The 21,182-nt window shown below is 71.4% G+C and carries 21 protein-coding genes and 2 tRNA genes; 10 read left to right on the top strand and 13 right to left on the bottom strand.

Annotated elements, in window-relative coordinates:
* Positions 1 to 138 precede the first annotated feature (138 nt).
* Together ACFUJR_RS26230 and ACFUJR_RS26225 are read right to left on the bottom strand one after the other, a co-directional pair.
* Entirely contained in the window at positions 139 to 774 is a 636-nt protein-coding gene (locus tag ACFUJR_RS26230; protein WP_383177656.1) for an alpha/beta family hydrolase, read from the bottom strand.
* A 48-nt stretch (positions 775 to 822) separates the two neighbouring features.
* Positions 823 to 1,638 carry an SOS response-associated peptidase gene (locus ACFUJR_RS26225; protein ID WP_383177659.1) on the bottom strand — a complete coding sequence of 272 codons (816 nt, stop codon included), beginning with the start codon at positions 1,636 to 1,638 and terminating at the stop codon, positions 823 to 825.
* Between the two features lie 61 nt (positions 1,639 to 1,699).
* On the opposite strand from ACFUJR_RS26225, the gene ACFUJR_RS26220 reads away from it, so the two are divergent.
* The 4 genes from ACFUJR_RS26220 to ACFUJR_RS26205 all read left to right on the top strand — a co-directional run bounded on the left by ACFUJR_RS26220 (position 1,700) and on the right by ACFUJR_RS26205 (position 5,191).
* Positions 1,700 to 2,386, top strand: coding sequence for a M50 family metallopeptidase (locus ACFUJR_RS26220; RefSeq protein WP_383177662.1), 687 nt, complete (start codon positions 1,700 to 1,702; stop codon positions 2,384 to 2,386).
* Between the two features lie 28 nt (positions 2,387 to 2,414).
* A complete protein-coding gene (gene aroA, locus ACFUJR_RS26215; RefSeq protein WP_383177665.1) occupies positions 2,415 to 3,758 on the top strand; it encodes a 3-phosphoshikimate 1-carboxyvinyltransferase in 1,344 nt (447 codons plus the stop codon).
* Between the two features lie 3 nt (positions 3,759 to 3,761).
* Positions 3,762 to 4,775 (top strand): ribosome small subunit-dependent GTPase A, encoded by a 1,014-nt coding sequence (rsgA, locus tag ACFUJR_RS26210; RefSeq protein ID WP_383177668.1) that lies wholly within the window; start codon positions 3,762 to 3,764, stop codon positions 4,773 to 4,775.
* A 92-nt stretch (positions 4,776 to 4,867) separates the two neighbouring features.
* The gene (locus ACFUJR_RS26205) at positions 4,868 to 5,191 is read left to right on the top strand and encodes a DMT family transporter (RefSeq protein ID WP_383177671.1); all 324 of its coding nucleotides are present in this window, start codon (positions 4,868 to 4,870) and stop codon (positions 5,189 to 5,191) included.
* On the opposite strand, the gene ACFUJR_RS26200 is transcribed toward ACFUJR_RS26205, so the two are convergent.
* A complete protein-coding gene (locus ACFUJR_RS26200; protein ID WP_383177674.1) occupies positions 5,083 to 5,742 on the bottom strand; it encodes a TetR/AcrR family transcriptional regulator in 660 nt (219 codons plus the stop codon). The genes ACFUJR_RS26205 and ACFUJR_RS26200 overlap by 109 nt on opposite strands.
* 106 nt (positions 5,743 to 5,848) lie before the next feature.
* Between ACFUJR_RS26200 and hisN the strand changes: the two genes are divergently transcribed.
* From hisN to ACFUJR_RS26185, 3 genes are all read left to right on the top strand, one after another.
* Positions 5,849 to 6,649, top strand: coding sequence for a histidinol-phosphatase (gene hisN, locus ACFUJR_RS26195; protein ID WP_352186970.1), 801 nt, complete (start codon positions 5,849 to 5,851; stop codon positions 6,647 to 6,649).
* Positions 6,650 to 6,811: 162 nt separating this feature from the next.
* A complete protein-coding gene (locus ACFUJR_RS26190) occupies positions 6,812 to 7,213 on the top strand; it encodes a cyclic nucleotide-binding/CBS domain-containing protein (RefSeq protein WP_383177677.1) in 402 nt (133 codons plus the stop codon).
* A 198-nt stretch (positions 7,214 to 7,411) separates the two neighbouring features.
* Entirely contained in the window at positions 7,412 to 7,831 is a 420-nt protein-coding gene (locus tag ACFUJR_RS26185) for a Fur family transcriptional regulator (protein WP_383177680.1), read from the top strand.
* A 117-nt stretch (positions 7,832 to 7,948) separates the two neighbouring features.
* Here the strand turns inward: ACFUJR_RS26185 and ACFUJR_RS26180 are convergent.
* The 4 genes from ACFUJR_RS26180 to ACFUJR_RS26165 form a co-directional block, all read right to left on the bottom strand.
* Positions 7,949 to 8,022: transfer RNA gene (locus ACFUJR_RS26180), tRNA-Met, on the bottom strand.
* Between the two features lie 46 nt (positions 8,023 to 8,068).
* Positions 8,069 to 10,069: a tetratricopeptide repeat protein gene (locus tag ACFUJR_RS26175; protein WP_383181606.1), complete on the bottom strand. Its 2,001-nt coding sequence runs from the start codon at positions 10,067 to 10,069 to the stop codon at positions 8,069 to 8,071.
* A 207-nt stretch (positions 10,070 to 10,276) separates the two neighbouring features.
* Positions 10,277 to 10,350 (bottom strand) — tRNA-Met (locus tag ACFUJR_RS26170).
* Between the two features lie 50 nt (positions 10,351 to 10,400).
* Complete coding sequence (locus ACFUJR_RS26165; RefSeq protein WP_383181259.1) at positions 10,401 to 13,379, bottom strand: UPF0182 family protein; 2,979 nt, start codon at positions 13,377 to 13,379, stop codon at positions 10,401 to 10,403.
* A gap of 135 nt (positions 13,380 to 13,514) precedes the next feature.
* Between ACFUJR_RS26165 and ACFUJR_RS26160 the strand changes: the two genes are divergently transcribed.
* Positions 13,515 to 14,072 (top strand): PPA1309 family protein, encoded by a 558-nt coding sequence (locus tag ACFUJR_RS26160; protein ID WP_383181256.1) that lies wholly within the window; start codon positions 13,515 to 13,517, stop codon positions 14,070 to 14,072.
* A 66-nt stretch (positions 14,073 to 14,138) separates the two neighbouring features.
* Here the strand turns inward: ACFUJR_RS26160 and ACFUJR_RS26155 are convergent, their stop codons facing one another.
* The 4 genes from ACFUJR_RS26155 to ACFUJR_RS26140 form a co-directional block, all read right to left on the bottom strand.
* On the bottom strand, positions 14,139 to 15,227 hold the full coding sequence (locus ACFUJR_RS26155; RefSeq protein ID WP_383178261.1) for a PDZ domain-containing protein: 1,089 nt from the start codon (positions 15,225 to 15,227) through the stop codon (positions 14,139 to 14,141).
* Between the two features lie 91 nt (positions 15,228 to 15,318).
* Positions 15,319 to 15,534, bottom strand: coding sequence for a hypothetical protein (locus ACFUJR_RS26150; protein ID WP_383178264.1), 216 nt, complete (start codon positions 15,532 to 15,534; stop codon positions 15,319 to 15,321).
* A 312-nt stretch (positions 15,535 to 15,846) separates the two neighbouring features.
* Positions 15,847 to 16,308: a molybdenum cofactor biosynthesis protein MoaE gene (locus ACFUJR_RS26145; RefSeq protein ID WP_383178267.1), complete on the bottom strand. Its 462-nt coding sequence runs from the start codon at positions 16,306 to 16,308 to the stop codon at positions 15,847 to 15,849.
* Between the two features lie 78 nt (positions 16,309 to 16,386).
* Positions 16,387 to 17,496, bottom strand: coding sequence for an SDR family oxidoreductase (locus ACFUJR_RS26140; RefSeq protein WP_383178270.1), 1,110 nt, complete (start codon positions 17,494 to 17,496; stop codon positions 16,387 to 16,389).
* Positions 17,497 to 17,706: 210 nt separating this feature from the next.
* Here ACFUJR_RS26140 and ACFUJR_RS26135 point away from each other — a divergent pair, with 210 nt between their 5' ends.
* Together ACFUJR_RS26135 and ACFUJR_RS26130 are read left to right on the top strand one after the other, a co-directional pair.
* A complete protein-coding gene (locus tag ACFUJR_RS26135; RefSeq protein WP_383178273.1) occupies positions 17,707 to 19,146 on the top strand; it encodes a zinc-dependent metalloprotease in 1,440 nt (479 codons plus the stop codon).
* A complete protein-coding gene (locus ACFUJR_RS26130; RefSeq protein WP_383178276.1) occupies positions 19,143 to 19,664 on the top strand; it encodes an NUDIX hydrolase in 522 nt (173 codons plus the stop codon). Before ACFUJR_RS26135 ends, ACFUJR_RS26130 begins: the two co-directional genes overlap by 4 nt.
* A 62-nt stretch (positions 19,665 to 19,726) precedes the next feature.
* Here ACFUJR_RS26130 and ACFUJR_RS26125 read toward each other — a convergent pair whose 3' ends face one another.
* A complete protein-coding gene (locus ACFUJR_RS26125; protein ID WP_383178279.1) occupies positions 19,727 to 20,482 on the bottom strand; it encodes an AIM24 family protein in 756 nt (251 codons plus the stop codon).
* 19 nt (positions 20,483 to 20,501) lie between these two features.
* Positions 20,502 to 21,182 (bottom strand): AIM24 family protein, encoded by a 681-nt coding sequence (locus ACFUJR_RS26120; RefSeq protein WP_383178282.1) that lies wholly within the window; start codon positions 21,180 to 21,182, stop codon positions 20,502 to 20,504.

Raw genomic sequence — 21,182 nt, 5'->3', positions numbered from 1 at the left:
GGGCAGCACTGTCCAGTCGAGGTCAGCGGCCTGCGCGCGCTCGGGGCAGATGGTCGAACCCATGCGACGGACTCCCTCTTCCTTGCTCTCACACCGACATGGGGCACAACCGTGGCCGCCCGCTCGGCATTCCCGCCCTCAGGAGCGAAGTGACGTGACCCACGAGGTGACCTCTCCGACGATGAGGGCGAGGGTCCCGTCCGGTGTCACGGGGGCGCGCTTGGCGACGGCGAAGCCGTGATCGCCGTACGGCACCTCGACGAGCCGGTACGCCCCTTCGGGGAATTCGCCGGGCCTCCCGAAGGAGTCGTTGCCGCCCTGGACGACGAGGGTGGGCAGGCCCGTCCCGAGCAGCTCGTCGGCCCGGGACCTCTCCGGCCTGCCCGGCGGGTGCAGCGGGAAGCTCAGCGCGAGGACGGCCGCGGCGCCGAGCTCCTTCCCGGTCCGGCAGGCGACCCGGGCGCCCGCGCTGCGGCCCCCCGCGATCACCGGGAGGCCGGACCCGCCGAGGGCGGGCCAGATCCCGCGCCAGCCGGTGTCCAGGGTCTTCGGCGCCGGGGCCACCTTCTTCCCGGCGACCCGCCACGGCTGCTCGACGAGGGCGACGGTCACTCCTCGGGCTGGCAGCGCGCCCGCCAGGGCCTGGAGGTCGCGCGCCTCGATCCCGCCGCCGGCCCCGTGGCTCAGGGCGAGCACCGCCCACGGCTTCTTCCCGGGGTACCAGGTGATCCGGGCGTCCCCGGCGTCGGTCGGAACGATCTCGCTCTTGGTCACGCCCCCATCCTGCCGCGCACGGCCGTCCCGGCGCGCGCCAGGAGTCTCCTAGAACAGCGTGCCGACCTCCGGGCCGTCCAGTTCCTTCGTGAGTTCCGGCCCGTTGTTGCGGACGTTGCTCACCGCCGTCGCGACCGGGAACGCCCGCATCAGCCCCGCGGGCGGCGCCGCGAGGAGCCCTGTGAGCTCCTCGGTGTCGGTGCGCCGCGGGTCCAGCCAGGCGTCCCAGCGGTCCGGGGTGAGCATGAGCGGCATCCGGGGGTGGATGTCGGCGAGCGAGTGGGGGCCCTCCTCGGGGGCCACGCCGAGCGGACCGCTCTCCGCCTCCGTCGTGACGACCGAGCACGTCACCCACCAGGCCGCCGGATGGTCGTCGGGCAGGGTGCGGTCGCGCCAGAACTCGTAGAGGCCGGCCATCGCGAAGACGGACCCGTCCGCCGGGGTGACGAAGTACGGCTGCTTCCGCGTCCGCTTCTTCTTCCCCTCGACCTCCAGCTCCCGCTCACCGGCGCCGGTGACCCACTCGTAGTAGCCGTCCGCGGGCAGGATGCACCGGCGGGCGGAGAAGGCCCGCTTGAACGAGGGCTTCTCGGCGATCGTCTCCGCCCGCGCGTTGATCATCCGGGCCGCGCCCTCGGGCGTCTTCGACCAGGAGGGCACCAGGCCCCATTTCAGTCTCCGCAGCTGGCGAACCGGCCGCGGCGAATCCGCGTCCTTGAGAGGACGCTCCAGTACCGCGTAGACCTCCTTGGTCGGGGCCACGTTCCAGTCGGGAGCCAGGGTCTCCTCGGGCTCCCACTTCTCGACCTCGAAGATCCCCACCAGGTCCTCGGGCCGACGACTCGCTGCATACCGTCCGCACATACGTGCCACACTGCCACGATCCCGATCCGATCCCGGTCCCGTCCGAGGAGCAGCCCAGAAAATGACCGAAGTCCTCGGTACACAGCCCGCCCCGGAGGAGTGGCTGGTGATCGTCACCGGCGTGGCCGCGCTCCTCGCCACCGTCCCCCGCGCGATATGGCGGATCTCGCGGAACGCCGTCACCATCGCCCACGAGGGCGGCCACGGTCTGGTCGCCCTCGTCACGGGCCGTCGGCTGCAGTCCATCCGGCTCCACTCGGACACCAGCGGGCTCACCGTCTCGCGCGGGCGCCCCACCGGCATCGGCATGATCCTCACCGCCGCCGCCGGCTACACCGCCGCGCCGCTGCTCGGCCTCGGCGGCGCCTGGCTGCTCGCCGACCACCGGATCACGCTGCTCCTCTGGCTCGCCACCGCGCTCCTCCTCGCCATGCTGGTGATGGTCAGGAACGCGTACGGGATCTTCACCGTCCTCCTGACCGGCGCCGCGTTCCTGCTGGTCTCCTGGCTCACCGGCCCGGACGTCCAGTCGGCGTTCGCGTACTCCGTCGTCTGGTTCCTGCTCCTCGGCGGTGTACGCCCGGTCTTCGAGCTCCAGGGCAAGCGGCGCCACGGAGGGGCACCGGACTCGGACGCCGACCAGCTCGCCCGGCTCACCCATGTCCACCCGGCGCTCTGGCTCTTCTTCTTCCACGCGGTCGCGATCTGCTCCCTGATCGGCGGAGGCCGCTGGCTGCTGGGGCTGTAGCCTCCGCGTGCCCCACTAAAGTGAGGGCATGACCGATACCTCCCCGCACTCCGACCTGCACACCGACCTCTGGCCCGCCCCCTATGCGAGCGGTGCCGTCGACGCGACCGTCACCGTGCCCGGATCGAAGTCGGTCACCAACCGCGGTCTGGTCCTCGCCGCGCTCGCCGCCGAGCCGGGCTGGCTCCGCCGCCCGCTGCGCTCCCGCGACACGCTGCTCATGGCGGAGGCCCTGCGCACCCTGGGCGTGAAGATCGAGGAGACGGTCAACTCCAGCTCGTCCGCCGCGGGCGGCACGGGCGAGGCGTGGCGGATCATCCCGGCCGGGCTGCACGGCCCGGCGACCGTGGACGTCGGCAACGCCGGCACGGTCATGCGCTTCCTGCCCCCGGTCGCGGCCCTCGCCGACGGCCCGGTGCACTTCGACGGCGACGCCCGGTCCCACGAGCGTCCGCTGCACGGTGTGATCGACGCGCTGCGCGTGCTCGGCGCCCGTATCGACGACGACGGGCGCGGCGCGCTGCCGATGACCGTGCACGGCGGCGGGGCGCTGGACGGCGGCCCGGTGGAGATCGACGCCTCCTCGTCCTCCCAGTTCGTGAGCGCCCTGCTGCTCTCGGCCCCCCGCTTCAACCAGGGCGTGGAGGTACGGCATGTGGGAGCGAAGCTCCCCTCCCTCCCCCACATCCGGATGACCGTCGACATGCTCCGCCAGGTGGGCGCCCAGGTCGACGAGCCGGAGACCGGCGGCGAGCCGAACGTCTGGCGGGTCTCCCCTTCCGCGCTGCTCGGGCGCGACCTGACCGTCGAGCCCGACCTGTCGAACGCGCAGCCCTTCCTGGCCGCGGCCCTGGTCACCGGCGGCCGGGTGACGATCCCCGACTGGCCGGCCAGGACCACCCAGCCCGGTGACGCGCTGCGCGAGATCTTCACCGAGATGGGTGGCTCCTGCGAGCTGACCGAGGCGGGGCTCACCTTCACCGGCACCGGCCGGATCCACGGCATCGACGTGGACCTGAGCGAGGTCGGCGAGCTGACGCCCGGCATCGCGGCGGTCGCGGCGCTCGCCGACTCGCCGTCGACGCTGCGCGGCGTCGCGCATCTGCGGCTCCACGAGACGGACCGGCTGGCGGCGCTCACCAAGGAGATCAACGAGCTCGGCGGGGATGTGACGGAGACCGAGGACGGGCTGCTCATCCGCCCGCGCCCGCTGCACGGCGGGCTCTTCCACACGTACCACGACCACCGGATGGCGACCGCGGGCGCGATCATCGGTCTCGCGGTCGAGGGAGTGGAGATCGAGAACGTGGCGACGACGGCCAAGACCTTGCCCGACTTCCCCAGAATGTGGACCGAAATGCTCGGAGTCTGATCCATGCGGCACTACGGGAAGCGCACCGACGAGGACGACATCCGCCAGCGGCCCAACCGCAAGGGCAACCGTCCCCGTACCACCATCCGCCCCAAGCACGAGGACGCGGTCGAGGGCATGGTCCTCACCGTGGACCGCGGCCGGCTCACCGTCCTCGTCGAGGACCGGGCGGTCCTGGCGATGAAGGCGCGCGAGCTGGGCCGCAAGGCCGCGGTCGTCGGCGACCGGGTCTCGCTCGTGGGCGATCTGTCCGGCGAGAAGGACACGCTGGCCCGGATCGTGCGGATCGGTGAGCGCAGCTCCGTGCTCCGCCGCACGGCCGACGACGACGACCCGTTCGAGCGGGTGGTCGTCGCAAACGCCGACCAGCTGGCGATCGTCACCGCGCTCGCCGACCCCGAGCCGCGCCCGCGGCTGATCGACCGCTGTCTGGTCGCCGCGTACGACGGCGGGCTGACCCCGCTCCTGGTGCTGACCAAGTCGGACCTGGCGAAGCCGGACGAGCTCCTGGAGATGTACGGCGCGCTGGGGGTGCCGTACGTGGTCACCACGCGCGACGAGTTCGTGGACGGAGTCGCCGCCGAGCGGGTGCACGAACACCTGAAGGGCCGCACGACCGCGTTCGTCGGCCACTCCGGTGTCGGCAAGACGACCCTCGTCAACGCCCTGGTCCCGGAGGACCGGCGGCGGAGCACCGGTCACGTCAACGCCGTGACGGGGCGCGGCCGGCACACGACCACCTCGGCGCTCGCTCTCCCGCTCGACGCGCGCGAGGGCGGCTGGGTGATCGACACCCCGGGCGTGCGTTCCTTCGGCCTCAACCACGTCGACCCGTCCCGGGTGATCCTCGCCTTCCCCGATCTCGTACCGGGTACGGAGAACTGTCCGCGGGCGTGCAGCCACGACGAGCCGGACTGCGCCCTGGACGCCTGGGTGACCGAGGGGCACGCGGACCCGGCGCGGCTGTACTCACTGCGCCGGCTGCTCTCCACCCGGGAGCGACGCGAAGGCGACTGACGCGCACACGTTTGCGGTCCACCACTCCTGGCAAGTGCATAATCGCACCAAGTGCGACGAAGCAGTCACCTACGACGTGGGAGGCACTGACGATGGCGTGGCTGCTCGTAGTGGTCGCCGGGCTCCTGGAGACGGGGTTCGCGGTCTGCCTGAAGCTCTCGCACGGGTTCACCCGGCTCTGGCCGACGATCGCGTTCGCCTGCTTCGCCCTCGGCAGCTTCGGTCTTCTGACGCTCGCGCTGCGCAAGCTGGACGTGGGTCCCGCGTACGCGGTGTGGACCGGCATCGGCGCGGCCGGGACGGCGATCTACGGGATGGTCTTCCTCGGCGACGTCGTGTCGACCCTGAAGATCGTGTCGATCACGCTGGTGATCGTCGGGGTCGTCGGGCTCCAGCTCTCGGGGTCGGCGCACTGACCGTCGGCGACGAGGGGTGCCGGGGCGACGACGCAGGAGAGCGCGAGCCGCAGCACGATCTCGCAGGAGTTCCGTACGTCCTGGTCGCGGTCCCGGAGCGCCGTCGCGGCGCGGTCGCGGGCGAGGCAGAGGAGGTCGGTGGGGGACGGTACGCCCGCGTCGGCGCGGCGCTGCGCGGGTACGGCGGAGGCACGTGATCCGGCCCTGGCGGGGCGGGGCACGGGGAGCCGCTCGCCCCAGCAGCCGGTGAGCAGGGCCCTCAGGACGGGGCGGGTGCAGGCCTGGGAGACGGTCCACTCGGCGACCGCGAGAAGGTTCCGCCGGGGCGGGTGGGGCGCGGCCAGGACCCGCTCGACGCCCTGGAGGTACACGTCGGCCTCGCGTCGTACGAGAGCACGGGCCAGGCCCTCCTTGCTGCCGAACTCGTTGTAGAGGGTCTGCCGGGAGACGCCCGCGGCGGAGGCGACGTCGACCATCCGGACCGCGGACCAGGGCAGCACCGCGAGCGACGCGAGGGCGGCATCGAGCAGGGCCTCACGGGCAGTCGGCATCGTCGCCTCCCGTCCAGAACGGTTCTGCGCTCAGAGTTGACGTGCCGCCACGCACTGTCAAGGCCTTCCGTGGGGCCACGTCCCTTCGGGGGATAGAGTTTCGACCATGGCCGATTACCACGACGATCTGCGTCTCGCCCACGTCCTCGCGGATGCCGCCGACGCGGCCACCATGGACCGGTTCAAGGCGCTCGACCTGAAGGTCGAGACGAAGCCGGACATGACGCCGGTGAGCGAGGCGGACAAGGCCGCCGAGGAGCTGATCCGCGGTCAGCTGCAGCGGGCGCGCCCCCGCGACGCGATCCTCGGCGAGGAGTACGGCGTGGAGGGCACGGGCCCGCGCCGCTGGGTGATCGACCCGATCGACGGCACCAAGAACTACGTGCGCGGGGTTCCGGTCTGGGCGACCCTGATCGCGCTGATGGAGGCCGGCGACACCGGGTTCCAGCCGGTGGTCGGCGTGGTCTCGGCGCCGGCCCTGGGCCGCCGCTGGTGGGCGGCGAAGGGCGCGGGGGCGTACACGGGCCGCAGCCTGACGTCGGCGACGCGGCTCCAGGTCTCGAAGGTCGCGGAGCTGGGTGACGCCTCGTTCGCGTACTCCTCGCTCAGCGGCTGGGAGGAGCGGGGCCGGCTGGACGGTTTCCTCGACCTCACGCGCGCGTGCTGGCGGACCCGCGCGTACGGCGACTTCTGGCCGTACATGATGGTCGCCGAGGGCGCGGTGGACCTCTGCGCCGAACCGGAGCTCTCGCTCTGGGACATGGCGGCGACGGCGATCGTGGTCCAGGAGGCGGGTGGCACGTTCACCGGCCTGGACGGCCGGCACGGCCCGCACAGCGGCAACGCGGCGGCGTCGAACGGTCTGCTCCACGGCGAACTGCTGAGCTACCTCAACCAGAAGAACTGACGCACGGCGGAAGGGCCGCCTCACGCACCCCCCGGGCGCGCCTCGCGCGCCCTCTTGTCAGGTCCCCGGCCCGCTGCGACTCTGAAAGTCCCCCCACTTGTGAACTTGTGAATTCGTTCTCGTTGAAAGCGGGAACGATTCACCAAGGAGGTGGCTTCTTTCATGCTCGTCCGTGACGCCATGAGCACGGTGGTCCTCACCATCGGCCCCGCCCACACCCTCCGTCAGGCCGCCCGGCTGATGTCGGCGCGCCGCGTCGGCGCGGCGGTCGTCCACGACACCGACGCCGGCGGGTTCGGAATCCTCACCGAGCGCGACATCCTCAACTCGATCGGCGCCGACCAGAACCCGGACCGCGAGACCGCGGGCTCCCACACCACCACCGACGTCGTCTTCGCCGCACCGACCTGGACCCTGGAGGAGGCGGCCGCCGCCATGACCCACGGCGGCTTCCGCCACCTCGTCGTCCTCGACGGACACGGGCCGATCGGCGTCGTCTCCGTACGCGACATCATCCGCTGCTGGACCCCGGCACACCGCCACGCGACGACCATGGCGAGCTGAGACGAGAGAGGGCCGGCACGCGCGGTCGCGTACCGGCCCTCCCCCTCTTCACGACAAGCGCCCTCGGCCGCGCAGGGCCTGGACCGCGGCCTCCAGCCGCTTGCCAGCCGATCTTACGATAGACATTGTCTAAGTCAAGTGAACATCCAAAATCACACCCATTCGGGATCATGGACCCCCGCTGTTACCCTGGCTCCCATGAGTGACCTGTTGGAACGTCTGCGCGGCCGCGGCTGGCGAATGACCGCGCAGCGGCGCGTCGTGGCCGAGGTGCTCGACGGAGATCATGTCCATCTGACCGCCGACGAGGTACACGCCCGTGCCGTGGAACGGCTGCCCGAGATCTCCCGGGCCACCGTCTACAACACCCTGGGCGAGATGGTCACGCTCGGTGAGGTGATGGAGGTCGCGACGGACGGCCGCGCCAAGCGGTACGACCCGAACGCCCATCGTCCGCACCAGCACCTGGTCTGCGGCCGCTGCGGAGCGATCCGCGACGTCCATCCCTCCGGCAATCCGCTGGCGGACCTCCCGGACTCGGAGCGCTTCGGCTTCACGATCTCCGACGTCGAGGTCACCTATCGGGGCCTCTGCCCCAACTGCGCCGCGATCGCCTGAGACGCATCCCGAAGAAGCCCCCCACCACGGTGGGGGGCTTCTTCGGGCGCCACCGATGCGTACAGGGACACGACGAAGGCCCGGATCCAGTGGATCCGGGCCTTCGTTGCTACTGAGTAGCGGGGACAGGATTTGAACCTGCGACCTCTGGGTTATGAGCCCAGCGAGCTACCGAGCTGCTCCACCCCGCGTCGGTGAACCCAACCTTACGGGACGGCCACGACCAGCGCAAATCGCTTAAGCGGTGAGCTCCTGGTGCAGTGCCTCGCTCAGCCGCGCCGCCCGCTCGGCCACCTCCGCGGGACCCAGCTCCACGGCCCGCGCGCACCAGTGCCTGCCCTCCGTCAGCTCTCCGCGCCGGGCCGCGAGCAGCGCGAGCCGCAGCGCGGCGCGCCCGTGTCCGGCACGGGCGGCGCGGGTCCACCACAGGGCGGCCTCACGCTCGCTGCCCTCGCGGGCCAGGAGCAGGCCGAGGTTGAAGGCGCCGTTACGGCTGCCCGCCTCCGCGGCCTCGCGGTACCAGTGGGCCGCCTCCGCCACGTCGCCGCGGGCGGCGGCCAGCATCCCCACCCGCACCTGGGCACGCCGGTGCCCCTGCTGGGCGGCGCGCTCGTACCACTCCTCGCACTCGGTCCTCTCCTCGCGCGGGGCGCCGAGCACGGGCGGGCCGGGCTGGGGGCGGCGCGCGTCGAGGACGCTCGCCAGCCGGAACGCCGCCTCGGCGCTGCCACCGCCGGCCGCGCACCGCAGATGGCGCTCGGCGGTCTGCTCGTCGCCGTCGCGCAGGCCGGCGATGCCGACCTGGAGGGCGGCCTCGGTGTGCCCGGCCGCCGCCGCCCGCTCGTACCAGCTCAGCGCCGTACGGTCGTCGTCGCGACCCGCGTAGAGGATGCCGAGGTTGAAGGCGGCGTCGACGCTGCCGGCCTCGGCGGCCTTGGAGAACCAGGGCTCGGCACCGTTCGCGTCGCCGGCCTGGAGGAGGAGCACGGCGAGCGCGTTGGCGGCCTCGCGGTGCCCCGCGTACGCGGCGCGGCGGTACCACTGCTCGGCCTGCTGTGTGCGGTCCTGGGCGGCGCAGAGCAGCCCGAGGTTGTACGCCCCGTTGACGTCCCCCGCGTCCATGGCGGCGCGATACCAGCGCTCGGCGGTCTGCTGCTCGCCGCGGGCGGCGTGCAGGGCCCCGAGCGCGTTGGCGGCGTTGCCGTCGCCGTCCTGGGCGGCGCGCAGCCACCACACGGCGGCGCTCTCCTCGTCCCCGGCGTCGCGCAGCAGGAAGCCGAGCGCGCAGGCGGCCTTCGCCTCGCCCTCCTTGGCCGAACTCAGGTACCAGCGGCCCGCCTCCTTGAGCTCGCCGCGCTTCTCCAGGATCGCGCCGAGGTGCAGCGCGGCCCGGCGGTGCCCACGGGCGGCGGCCTGCCGGAACCACTGCTCGGCCTCGCCCAGCTCTCCGGCGGGCGGGGTGCCGGCACCGGCGGCCCTGCCGTCCGCGGCACCGGGGGTGTCGCTGCCGGACGCCGCGCCGGCAGCCGGTCCGGGCACGGCGCCGGGCCCCGCGGCAGTGCCGGGGGCCTTACCCGCCGCCGCGCCGCTCAGGCGGGCCGGTCCCTCGGTCTCCGTCGCCCGCCGCTCCAGGGCCAGGGCGAGGCGGTACGCGGCCTCGCGGTGGCCCTGCTCGGCGGCGGCGCGGAGCCATCGCTCGGCGCCGACGTCGCTGCGGTGCTCCAGGAGGTCGGCGAGGGCGTACGCGCCCAGGGCGTGGCCCTGCTCTGCGGACTGGCGCAGCCAGTACTCGGCGGCGGGCTCGTCGCCGCGCTCGCGGTGGTGGCGGCCCAGGGCGTGGGCGGCGGGCGCGGAACCCGCGACGGCGGCGACCCGCCACCAGCCGGCCGCCTCCTCCGCGTACCCGCGCTGGTGCAGCAGGACGCCCAGGTTGTTGGCGGCGGCGCGGTCCCCCTCGGCCGTGGCGCCGCGCAGATAGGGCTCGGCGCCGTCCAGGTCGCCGCGGCGCAGCAGCAGTGCGCCGAGCACGCTCATGGACGCGGCGTCGCCGTTCTCGGCGGCGCGACGGTGGCGTGCCTCGGTCTCCGTGTCGTTCTCGGTCTCGGTGTCGGCGCTGGTGTCGACGGCCGCATCGACGGCCACTGCGGCCTCGATGATGTCATCCGCGGCACGTCGAGCGTGCCGCTGCACAAACCGCCCTGTCTCCAACAGAGTTGCCCTGTCCCCCATAAAAACCATCGTCGCACCACCCGCAACGCGCGTACACCTGGTATACCGCAGCCAGTGAGGTCACTTCAGCGTTTTGTCGACATGCCCACAGAGAGACAAGTCAAACACGACTCACCTCAACTCGCCCCCTCCTCACCGCTCTTCGGGACGTCGCGCGACGCCGCGGAGCACGCGACTAGGGCCCGGATCCTGAAGGATCCGGGCCCTAGTCTTCAGTAGCGGGGACAGGATTTGAACCTGCGACCTCTGGGTTATGAGCCCAGCGAGCTACCGAGCTGCTCCACCCCGCGTCGTTGTGCCGTAAAGGTATCACGACGCGGGGTGGCTCCCGACCAGCCGATCAGCCTGCCGGGCTCGCGCTCGACGACGGCGTCGGCTCGGTGGACGGGGTCGCCCCCGGCTTCGGCGCCGTGCCGCCCGGCTTCTGGTCCGTCGAGGGCAGCTTCGCGCCTGCCTCCGCGGCCCGCTGGAGGGCGTCCTGCAGGGCCTCCTGGGCCTTGCCGTACGCGGTCCAGTCCCCCTTCTGCAGAGCCGCCTCGCCGTCGTCCATCGCCTTCTGCGCGTCGGCGATGGCCTGCTTCAGCGCCGCGTCGTTCGTGGTCGGCGTCGTCGGCGGCTTGGTGCCCGGCTGCTCGGGCTCCTCGGGCGGTGTGGCGCCGTCCACCCCGAAGACCGCGTTCAGCGCGTCGGTGAGGTTGTTCTCGAACACCGTGGTGTCCTTGGTGGTGTCACCGTCCGGCTGGTCCGCGTCCACGTACGACACCGCGACCTTCTTCAGCAGCGGGTACTGGGCGTTGCGACCCTGGGCGTACACGGGTTCGACGTACAGGAATCCGCCGTCGAGCGGCACCGTCAACAGGTTGCCGTACAGGATGTCGGAGTCGGCACCCTTCATGTCCCGGACGAAGGTCGCCACGGTGGGAAGGCTGTTGAGCTTGTTCTGCACCTGCTGGGGTCCGGGGACGTCCGAGGTGACTCTCAGCAGCCTTATACGTCCGTAGTCCTTGCTGTCGGCCTCGGCGTCCACCGCCATGAAGCCGCCCAGGTTGGGCCGGCCGTTCGGGGTGAAGGTCGTCGTCAGCGAGAACCGCTGGTCCGTGTCCCCGGGCATCTTCATGCTCAGGTAGTACGGCGGAACCGCGTTGCCGTCCTTGTTGGTCGGGTCGTCCGGCACCTGCCAGGCGTCCGAGCCGCTGTAGAACTGCGCCGGGTTCGTGACGTGGTACCGGGTGAGCAGCTCGCGCTGGACCTTGAACATGTCCTGCGGGTAGCGCAGGTGCTGCAGCAGGTCGGACTTGATCGCCTCACGCGGCTGCACGGTGTCCGGGAACGCCTTCATCCACGTCTTGAGGACCGGGTCCTCCTTGTCCCACTGGTACAGCGTCACCTTGCCGTCGTAGGCGTCGACCGTGGCCTTCACCGAGTTGCGGATGTAGTTGACCTGGTTCTGCTGGGCGACCACCGCGCGCTGCTGGTTGCCCACGGTCAGGGAGTCCGCCGTGGTGTCGCCGAGCGTGGTGCGCGAGGCGTACGGGTAGCCGTTCGTGGTCGTGTACGCGTCGACGATCCACTGGATCTTGCCGCCGACGACGGCCGGGTAGGCGTCGCCGTCGATGGTCAGCCAGGGCGCGACCGCCTCGACGCGCTCCTTGGGCGTGCGGTTGTAGAGGATGCGCGAGCCCTCGCCGATGGCCCCCGAGTAGAGGATCTGCGGCTCGCTGAACGTCACCGCGTACGCGGCGCGGTTGAAGGCGTTGGAGAGGTTGACCCCGCTCCTGCCCTCGAAGCTGGTGGTCTTCTCGCCGTTGTCCTCGTAGTCCAGCTCCTTCTGCGGGCCGCCGACGATCGAGTACTGATCCGTCTTCTCGCCGTAGTAGATCCGCTGCTGGTACGGGCCGAGCATCCCGGTGGTCGGCAGGCCGGCCTCGGTGAAGACCGGGGAGCCGTTGGCGTCCGTCTGCGTGCCCGCGGCCATGATCGCGCCGTAGCCGTGGGTGTACGTGAAGTGGTCGTTGATCCAGTTCCGCTTCGGGATGCCCTTGATGTTCAGCTCACGCAGGCCGACGACGGTGTCCTGGCCCTTGTAGCGGTCGACGTCGAGGGTGGTCGGGAACTGGTAGTACTTCCGCTTCTGCTCCAGCTGCTGGAACGTCGGCGAGACGATGTTCGGGTCGACCAGCCGGTAGCTGGCCGCCGTGTCGGAGTCGGCGCGGAGCTGGTCCTTGGCCTTGACCGTGGACTTGCCCGAGTAGTTCTCCGGCTCGGTACCGTCGATGGCGTACGCCTTGCGCGTGGCATCGATGTTCTTCTGGATGTACGGCGCTTCCTTGGCCTGCTCGTTCGGCTGGACCTGGAACTTCTGCACGATGGCCGGGTACAGGCCGCCGATCAGGATCGCCGACAGGACCATGAGGCCGAAGCCGATCACCGGCAGCTGCCAGGTACGGCGCCACAGCGTCGCGAAGAAGAGCACGGCGCAGATCACGGCGATACAGAACAGGATCGTCTTCGCCGGCAGGTAGGCGTTGGCGTCGACGTACCGCAGACCCGTCCAGTTGCCGGCCGCCTTGAAGTCGCTGGACTTCACGGCGAGGCCGTACCGGTCGAGCCAGTACGCCACGGCCTTGAGGGAGACGAAGACGCCGAGGAGCACCGACAGGTGGCCCGTCGCGGCGGCGGTGGCGCGGGCACCGGGGCTGGTGACGCGCAGTCCGCCGTACAGGTAGTGCGTCAGCGCGGCGGCGATCAGCGACAGGACGGCGGCGGCGAAGCCGAAGGCCAGCAGCGAGCGGTACCAGGGCAGGTCGAAGGCGTAGAACGACACGTCCAGCTGGAACTGGGGGTCCTTCTGGCCGAACGACACTCCGTTGACCCACATGAGCCACGTCCGCCACTGGCCGGAGGCCGAGGCGCCCGCGATCAGGCCGACGAGCGCGGTGATCGCGAGGAGCACCCACTTCTTGTAGGGCGCCAGACCCATCCGGTACCGGTCGAGGCTCTGCTGCTCCAGCGACATCGCGCTCAGCGGCGGCCGGAGCCGGTGCGCCAGCCAGATGTTGAACCCGACGGCGAGCGCCATCAGCAGCCCGAAGACGGCGAACAGGCCGATCTTGGTCCACAGGGTGGTGGTGAACACGGACGAGTACTGGACGGAGCGGTACCAGAGCCAGTCCGTCCAGAACCCGGCGAACATGACGAACGCCATGGCCAGAACGGCCAGCACACCCAGGGTCATCAGCAGTGTGCGGGCCCGCCGGGACGGCCGGCCGACTCTGATCCTTGGCCCGGACGGACCTCCGCCGCCTCCGCGGTCCGGCATCTGGAAAGCCAACGTGCGCCCCTCAGGTTGATACGTCGATGAAGCAGGCCCCGCGATCGTAGAGCCCACTGATGCAACTTACTGAAGCTTTACCTAGTTCCCGTCTTCGGGGGAGGAGGAGGCAGGATGTTGTCCATGTCCAACGTTTCCCCCTCCGGCACCCCCATGGCCGCGAGCCCCCTCACCCGCGCGGTGCTCGAGATCGACGAGTACGCCTCCGGCCTCGGCTGGGACCGTCCGGCCCGGCTGTTCGCCCTGGTCGACACCGCCCGACTGCGTGCCCAGGAGCCGGGACTCGCCTCCCAGCTCGGCCTCGAAGGCGGCGACGCGGCCGCCGCCTACACCCCCATCGAGCAGGAGGAACTGCCGAAGGGGAAGCCCCTCGACGAGTTCCTCGGCACCATCGCCTGGCCCGACGCCGTGGTCGGCTGCGCGCTGACGGTAGAGCGGCTGATGCTCCCGCCGTCGGCCGAGGCGTCCGTCCCGGAGGGCCTGAGCGAGGCCGGTCTGGCGAAGTGGGTGGCCCGGCACCCCGACCGCCAGGAGGTCCGGATGACCGTGGCCGTGCTCCGTGACGGCGCGCGGGAGGCCGCGATCCGGCTGCGCGAGAAGGACTCCCCGAGCGAGGTGCTGACGGGCGCGGACCTGGTGCCGGGGCTCGCGGAGGCGCTGGCGGCCACCTTCGAGGGCTGAGAGGCCCGCGTACGCGGAAGGGGGCGCCCCCGTCGGTCGACCGGGGCGCCCCCTTCTCCGTACGTCCTAGCTCTTCGAGCAGCTGGGCAGGTTCTTCGTGTCCCCGGCGCGGAGCTTCTCCAGGGACTTCGTCGCGTCGTCGATGGTGTTCACCTTGATCAGGGTGAGGCCGTCGGGGATGTCGGAGGCGGCGGTCGCGCAGTTGTCGGCCGGGGTGAGGAAGTACTGGGCGCCCGCGTTGCGCGCGCCGACGAGCTTCATCTGGATACCGCCGATGGGGCCGACCTGGCCCTTCTCGTCGATGGTCCCGGTGCCGGCGATGAACTTGCCGTCGGTGAGGCTCTCCGGCGTCAGCTTGTCGACGATGCCGAGCGCGAACATCAGTCCGGCGCTGGGGCCGCCGACGTCGGCGAGCTTGATGTCGATCGTGAACGGGAAGACGTGGTCGGTGCCGGCCTGGATGCCGACGATCGCCCGGTCGCCCTCCTGGGACTTCACCGTGGTGACGGAGACCTTCTCGGTGGCGGTGGGCTCCTTGCCGGCCTTCTCCGCCGACTCGGCCTCCTTGGCGGGGACGATGGTGAAGTCGACCTTCTCGCCCGGCTTGTGCGTGGTCACCTGCCTGGCTACGTCCCCCGGCTCCTTGACGGGCACGCCGTCCACCGCCTTGACGACGTCCCCGGCGTGCAGCTTGCCCTCGGCGGGGGTGTCCTTGACGACGGAGGCGACGACGACCCGGGTGGTCACCGGGATGCCCAGCTCACCGAGGGCGGCGACCTTGGCGCTCTCCTGGGACTGGCTGAACTCCTCGGCGTTCTCCTGGGTCGACTCCTCCTCGGTCTTGCCGTCCGGGTAGAGGGTCTCCTTGGGGACGACCACGTTGTCGTGGGCGAGCCAGCCGTAGACCGCCTCGACCGCGTTCATCCGGTAGTCCGCGCTCGTGACGCGGACGGTCGTCATGTTGAGGTGCCCGTCGGTGGGGTACGTCTTGCGTCCCGAGACCTGGAGGACGGGTTCGCCCGCGGCCTCCCCGAGGGTGTTCACCGTGGGGCCGGGGCTCATCTCCGCGTACGGCACCGGGACCAGGACGCCCACACAGAGCAGGGTGATCAGGACCAGAGTGGAGGCGAGCATCGTCGCAGTGCGGCGTGGCATGGAACGACAGTACGGGACCGGCCTGTGAGTGCACCCGTGGGGCGGGTCCGTACGAGGGCGGCCGACGGGCGGAACTCGTACGGAGACGTGACTAGTGCGTACGGGGGACGGAGGGTGCGGCCGGAGCCATCTCGGGCTCGGCGGCCGGGAGGCCGACGTGGGACCGCTCCATGGCGTCCCTGAACCGTGCGTAGCCGGCAAGCTCGGCCACGTCTCCGATGGTCTTGCTCCGCTGGGCCCAGCTTCCCCATATCGCCGCGCCGACGACTGCGAAAAGCGGAATCAGCAACCAGGCGAGGACTGCCATCCCGACCTCCCATCCCCAATGAGCGACCGCAACCGACCGCGACCGGCCGATCAGCAGACTAACGATCTGCAGCATCAACGCTGCTGCCGGGGGGCCGGTTACGCAAATCGGGGCGTTCGACTACCGCACGTCGGCGCGGCGCCTTGCCAAGGGGCGCAGGCTCGTCCGGGACCCCCAGACCCGGGGCGGACGCTCAGCAGGCGCCTACCCTCCCCCAGACTCCGTCCGGGGGGACCCCCACCCCAGACTCCGTCCGGGGGGACCCCCACCCCAGACTCCGTCCGGGGGGACCCCCAGACCCGGGGCGGACGCTCAGCAGGCGCCTACCCACTCCTCTGTGCCGTCCGAGAACTTCTGGTGCTTCCAGATGGGGACCTCGTGCTTGAGGTCGTCGATGAGCTTGCGGCAGGCCTCGAAGGCCTCGCCGCGGTGCGGGCAGGAGACCGCGACGACGACCGCGAGATCGCCGACCCGCAGATCGCCCACACGGTGCACGGCGGCCAGTGCGCGGACCGGATAGTCGGCGACGACCTTCTCGGCGACCCGGCGCAGCTCGTCCTCGGCGGAGGGGTGGCAGGAGTACCCGAGCGCGTCGACGTCGGCCCCGCCGTCGTGGTTGCGCACCGTGCCCACGAAGAGCGTCGTGCCGCCGGCCGCGTCGTCGCCGACGGCACGGAAGACCTCGTCGACCGAGAGCGGGGTGTCACGGATCGCGAGGAGCTTGATCGGGTCCGCCGCGGTCTGCTCGCCGGGGTGGTCATGGGTGCGTGCCATGCGCCCATGGTGCCGTACCGCACGGACATCGCGGAATAGCGCTTTCCACCGGTGGACCCGACCCTCCGTAGGAGGGTCCTACATGCCGCGCCGCTTCCGCATCTGGCGCACGAGCGCCGCCGTGCCGAGCAGCGCCACCGTCGCACCCGCCGCGCCCGCCGCCGTCGCGTCCTTGCGGCCGAGCCTGCGGCCCGCCACGGTGTGCCGGCCCTCGACCTCCTCCAGGAGCGCGGCGAGCACCTCCTCGTTGGTCCACGTGGGCCGCCAGCCCGCGTCGTGCAGCCGTCCGACGCTCACCACCCACGGGTGCATCGTGTAGGCGAGGTCCCCGGCCGGGGACGGGGTGAGCCCGATCCGGTGCAGCCGGGCAGCCGCGCCCAGGGCGACCGCGGAGGGGAGCTCCATGCGCCGGATCCCGGAGAGCTCCTCCACCTCCTCCTGTTCGAGCCAGCCGTCGCAGCCGACCGCGAACTCCCCGTCGACCTTCTCGAGCGCCGCGTACTCCAGCGCGCTGACCAGGTCCTCGACGTGGCAGAACTGCCAGGTGGGGCGGGAGCCGGCCACGACGAGCAGCCGGGGCGACTCGAAGTAGCGGGTCAGGGCGGTGTCCGTGCCGCCGACCAGGACCGCCGGTCTGACGACGGTGACCTGGAGGCCGGGGTGGGCACGGGGCGCACGGCGCCCGAGCCGCTCGATCTCCAGCATGTCGCCGACACCGGTGGCCTCGGCGGTCGCCCGCAGCTCGGCGTCCTCGGAGAGGGGGATGTCGTTGTCGGGCAGCGCGCCGTAGACCATCGCGGAGGTGCAGAGCACCACGCGGTGCACGCCCGCGGCCGCGGCGGCCGTGAGGACCGTCTGCGCGCCGCGCACGTTGTAGGCCGTTCGGGCGGCCGCGTCGGATTCCAGGTCGAGGTCGACGGCGAGGTGCACGACCACGTCCGCGCCGCGCAGCTTCTCGGCGATCGCCGGGTCGCGGACGTCGAGGATGTGCCATTGCGCCTCGGAGACCTCGCCCCGGCGCTCGTCGATCGCGATGACCTGCTTGATCTCCTCGGACGCGGCGAGGCGTGCGGTCAGCAGGGCGCCGACCCCGGAGGCGGCGCCCGTGACGGCGACCACGGGGCCCCGCCCGGCGGGCCGGGCCGAGATGTTTCGCGCTGCGCGAACCTGAGGATCTGGGGAACTCACCGGGCGTCTCCAGCGGTTGTCTTCAGTACGTACCCGAATGACGCGTACGTACCAGGTGGCGTCCATCCTGCCGCAGGCCACGGCCCGGCGGAGCACCGAGCCCAGATCCGGCCCGGATGTCTACGCTGGTGGTGTGCAGCCGGGCATCGAGCCGAGCCGGGAAAGCCGCCGTCGGAAGGAATCCGGCGGCCCTACGAGCCGAGGAAACCTGTGAGTGACACCCCATTCGGATTCGGCCTTCCGCCGGAGGAGCCGGAGAACGGCGACGAGGGCAAGAAGAAGGACCCCGCCGGAGGTGGCCAGGGGTCCGGTGGCCAGGGCGGCGGCAACCCGTTCGGGGCCAATCCGTTCGGCTTCGGCGGTCTGCCGGGCATGGGCGGTCCGGGTGGTGCGGACAATCCGTTCGCCGCGATGTTCGGCTCGCTGAATCCGAACGACCTGGGCGCCGCCTTCCAGCAGCTCGGCCAGATGCTCTCGTACGAGGGCGGTCCGGTGAACTGGGACATGGCCAAGCAGATCGCGCGCCAGGTGGTCGCCCAGGGCACGTCCGACGGCACCAAGGACGCCAGCGTGGGCCCCGCCGAGAAGGCCGCGGTCGAGGAGGCCGTGCGCCTGGCCGACCTGTGGCTGGACGGCGTGACCTCGCTGCCCTCCGGGGCGAACACGGCCGTGGCGTGGAGCCGCGCGGAGTGGGTCGAGGCGACACTGCCGGCCTGGCAGCAGCTCGTCGACCCGGTCGCCGAGCGGGTCGGCACGGCGATGGGCGATGTGCTGCCCGAGGAGATGCAGGCCATGGCGGGCCCGCTGATCGGCATGATGCGGTCGATGGGCGGTGCCATGTTCGGCCAGCAGATCGGGCAGGCCGTCGGCGCGCTCGCGGGCGAGGTCGTCGGCTCGACGGATGTCGGTCTGCCCCTGGGCCCGGCCGGCAAGGCGGCGCTGCTGCCACTGAACATCGAGACGTTCGGCAAGGACCTGGGCGTCCCCAAGGACGAGGTGCGGCTCTACCTGGCCCTGCGTGAGGCCGCCCACCAGCGGCTCTTCGCCCATGTGCCGTGGCTGCGCTCGCATCTGTTCGGCGCGGTCGAGGGCTATGCCCGCGGGATCAAGGTCGACACCTCGAAGCTGGAGGAGGCGGTGGGTCAGCTCGACCCGACGCACCCGGAGCAGCTGCAGGAGGCGCTCCAGCAGGGCATGTTCCAGCCCGAGGACACCCCGGAGCAGAAGGCCGCGCTGGCCCGTCTCGAGACAGCGCTCGCGCTGGTCGAGGGCTGGGTGGACGCGGTGGTCCACGAGGCCGCGAAGTCCCGTCTGACCTCGGCGGACGCGCTGCGTGAGACGCTGCGCAGGCGCCGGGCGAGCGGTGGTCCCGCGGAGCAGACCTTCGCCACGCTGATCGGTCTCGAACTGCGTCCGCGCCGGCTGCGGGACGCCTCGCGGCTGTGGGCCTCGCTCACGGACGCGCGCGGGGTCGACGGCCGTGACGATCTGTGGCATCACCCGGACATGCTGCCGACGGCTTCCGACCTGGACGACCCGGACGGTTTCGTCCACCGCGAGCACCTCGACTTCTCGGAGATCGACAAGATGCTCGGCGAGGCGGCCCGCGGGGACGGCGACGACGAGGGCAAGGACGACACCACCAAGTGAGCCTGCACGACGACGCCGTTCTCGTACTGAAGGCGTACGAGAGCCAGGAGGAGCTGCGCGGGCTCTATCTGGACCACCTCACGGCGCACGAGGACGGGATGTGGAAGGCGTGCGGGGCCGGGCATCTGACGGCCAGCGCGCTGGTGGTGGACCCGGAGCGCGGGCGGGCTCTCCTGACGCTCCACAAGAAGCTCGGCATGTGGCTGCAGATGGGCGGCCACTGCGAGCCGGGTGACACGACGCTGGCGGAGGCGGCGCTCCGCGAGGCGACGGAGGAGTCCGGCATCCCCCGCCTCACGCTGCTGCCCGGCGGCCCGGTGCGGCTCGACCGGCATCCGATCCCGGCGCCGTGTCACTGGCATCTGGACGTTCAGTACGCGGCGCTGGCACCGGCCGGTGCGGTGGAGGCCATCAGCGAGGAGTCGCTGGATCTGCGCTGGTTCGCGTACGACGAGGTGGCGTCCGTGGCCGACACCTCGGTGGTGCGGCTGCTGGAGGACACCCTCGCCCGCCTCTAGGGCATGCGTTAGGGGCGGCCTCCAGGGAGGCCGCCCCTTACCTGTGCCCGGTGTACGGCGCGTCAGTTCCAGGCGTTGTTCTGGTTCTGTGCGCGGGAGCCGTGCTGGCCGGCGCCGAACTGGGCGGCGATGCCCTGCCCGATTGCGGCGTTCTGCGGCGGCATGACCTCGCTGGGCTGGACGAGGGCGAAGCCCGTTCCGAGGAAGCTGAGCTCCCAGCCCTCACCCGTGTCGCCACGGCGACGGCGGATGTTCGAGTTGGTCGTCTGCGCCTGCATCTGCACCCGCAGCCCGGTGGACCAGGCGACGATCGCGTCCGCGTCGACGTTGACGTACTTGTCCGGCGTGACGTGCATCATCAGTGGCTGGCCGGAGGTCATCAGGGCGACCTTGCCGCGGCCGGAGATGTTGAGCTGGTACTTGCCGGTGCCGGAGACGCCGTACTGGCTGTCGACGGCGATGGCCTCGGTGTGCAGGGTCGAGTCGAGCGCCAGGACGTAGGCGCTGTCGACGGTCATGCCCTCCTGCTCGACCTCCACGACGTGGATGTACTGGGCGAGGTTGGCGAAGTAGACCGTGCCCTGGCCGGAGCAGCGCATCAGGTCGAGGCCCTCACCGGTCCGGGCCTGGGCGCGCCTCTGGTTGGCGGTCTGGTACTCGCCGTCGAAGTCGACGAGTCCCTGGTAGGCGACCATGGCGCCCTTGCGGGCGAGGATGTCGTCCGAGCCGTTCAGCGCCACCCGCAGGAGCTGCGGGTTCTGGACGACGTACCGTTCCTGGCTCTGCTGCTCGGCGTAGTTGAAAAGCGGGCTCTGCATGGTGTGTTCTCGCTCCCCCTCAGCCCCGGACCCGCAGGCGGTCGGTGCTGTCCTCGCTCGGCTGTACGACGACGATGCCCTGGCCGGAGAAGGCCATCTGGAACGCCTCGCCGCTGCCCCGCCCGATCAGGGAGGAGGCCTTGAAGCTGCGCTTGCCCTTGACCTTGAGCGCCGGCGACCAGGCGACGAGCGCGTCCGGGTCGACGTACGTCTCGTCCTCGCCGCGGCCGCAGTCGACGACGATCGGCGTGCCGCGCGAGGTGATCGCGACCCAGCCGGTGCCGGCGAGTTCGACGTTGAACAGGCCCTGGCCGGCGAACTTGGCAAGACCCTTGACCTTCTCGACGCCCCACTGGAGGTGCGCGTCGAAGGCCAGCAGGTTGGTGCCGTTGACCGAGAGCGAGTCGTTGTTGAGGTTGATCACGACGACGTCCGCGCCGTAGTCGGCGAGGTAGAGCAGGCCGTCGCCGGAGCACTTCATGACGGGCGTGCCCTCACCGGTGATCCACTCCTTGCCGAACTGGCGGGCGGCCGGCGGGTTGGGCTCGTAGGTGACGAAGCCCTCGTAGGCGACCATCGAGCCGGTACGCGCGTACAGGTCGTGGCCGGAGGCCATGGCGACCTTGAGCATCGAACGGCCGTGGTTCTCCATCCGGGCCGCCATCGGGGTCGGGGCGAAGCCCGCGAGTTGCTGGTTCAT

Origin of the sequence: Streptomyces sp. NPDC057271 (genome assembly GCF_042668715.1) — a bacterium.
In the GTDB taxonomy this organism is placed as follows: domain Bacteria; phylum Actinomycetota; class Actinomycetes; order Streptomycetales; family Streptomycetaceae; genus Streptomyces.
Note: the sequence above shows the minus strand (reverse complement) of the source record. Positions and strands in the feature narration are given on the sequence as shown.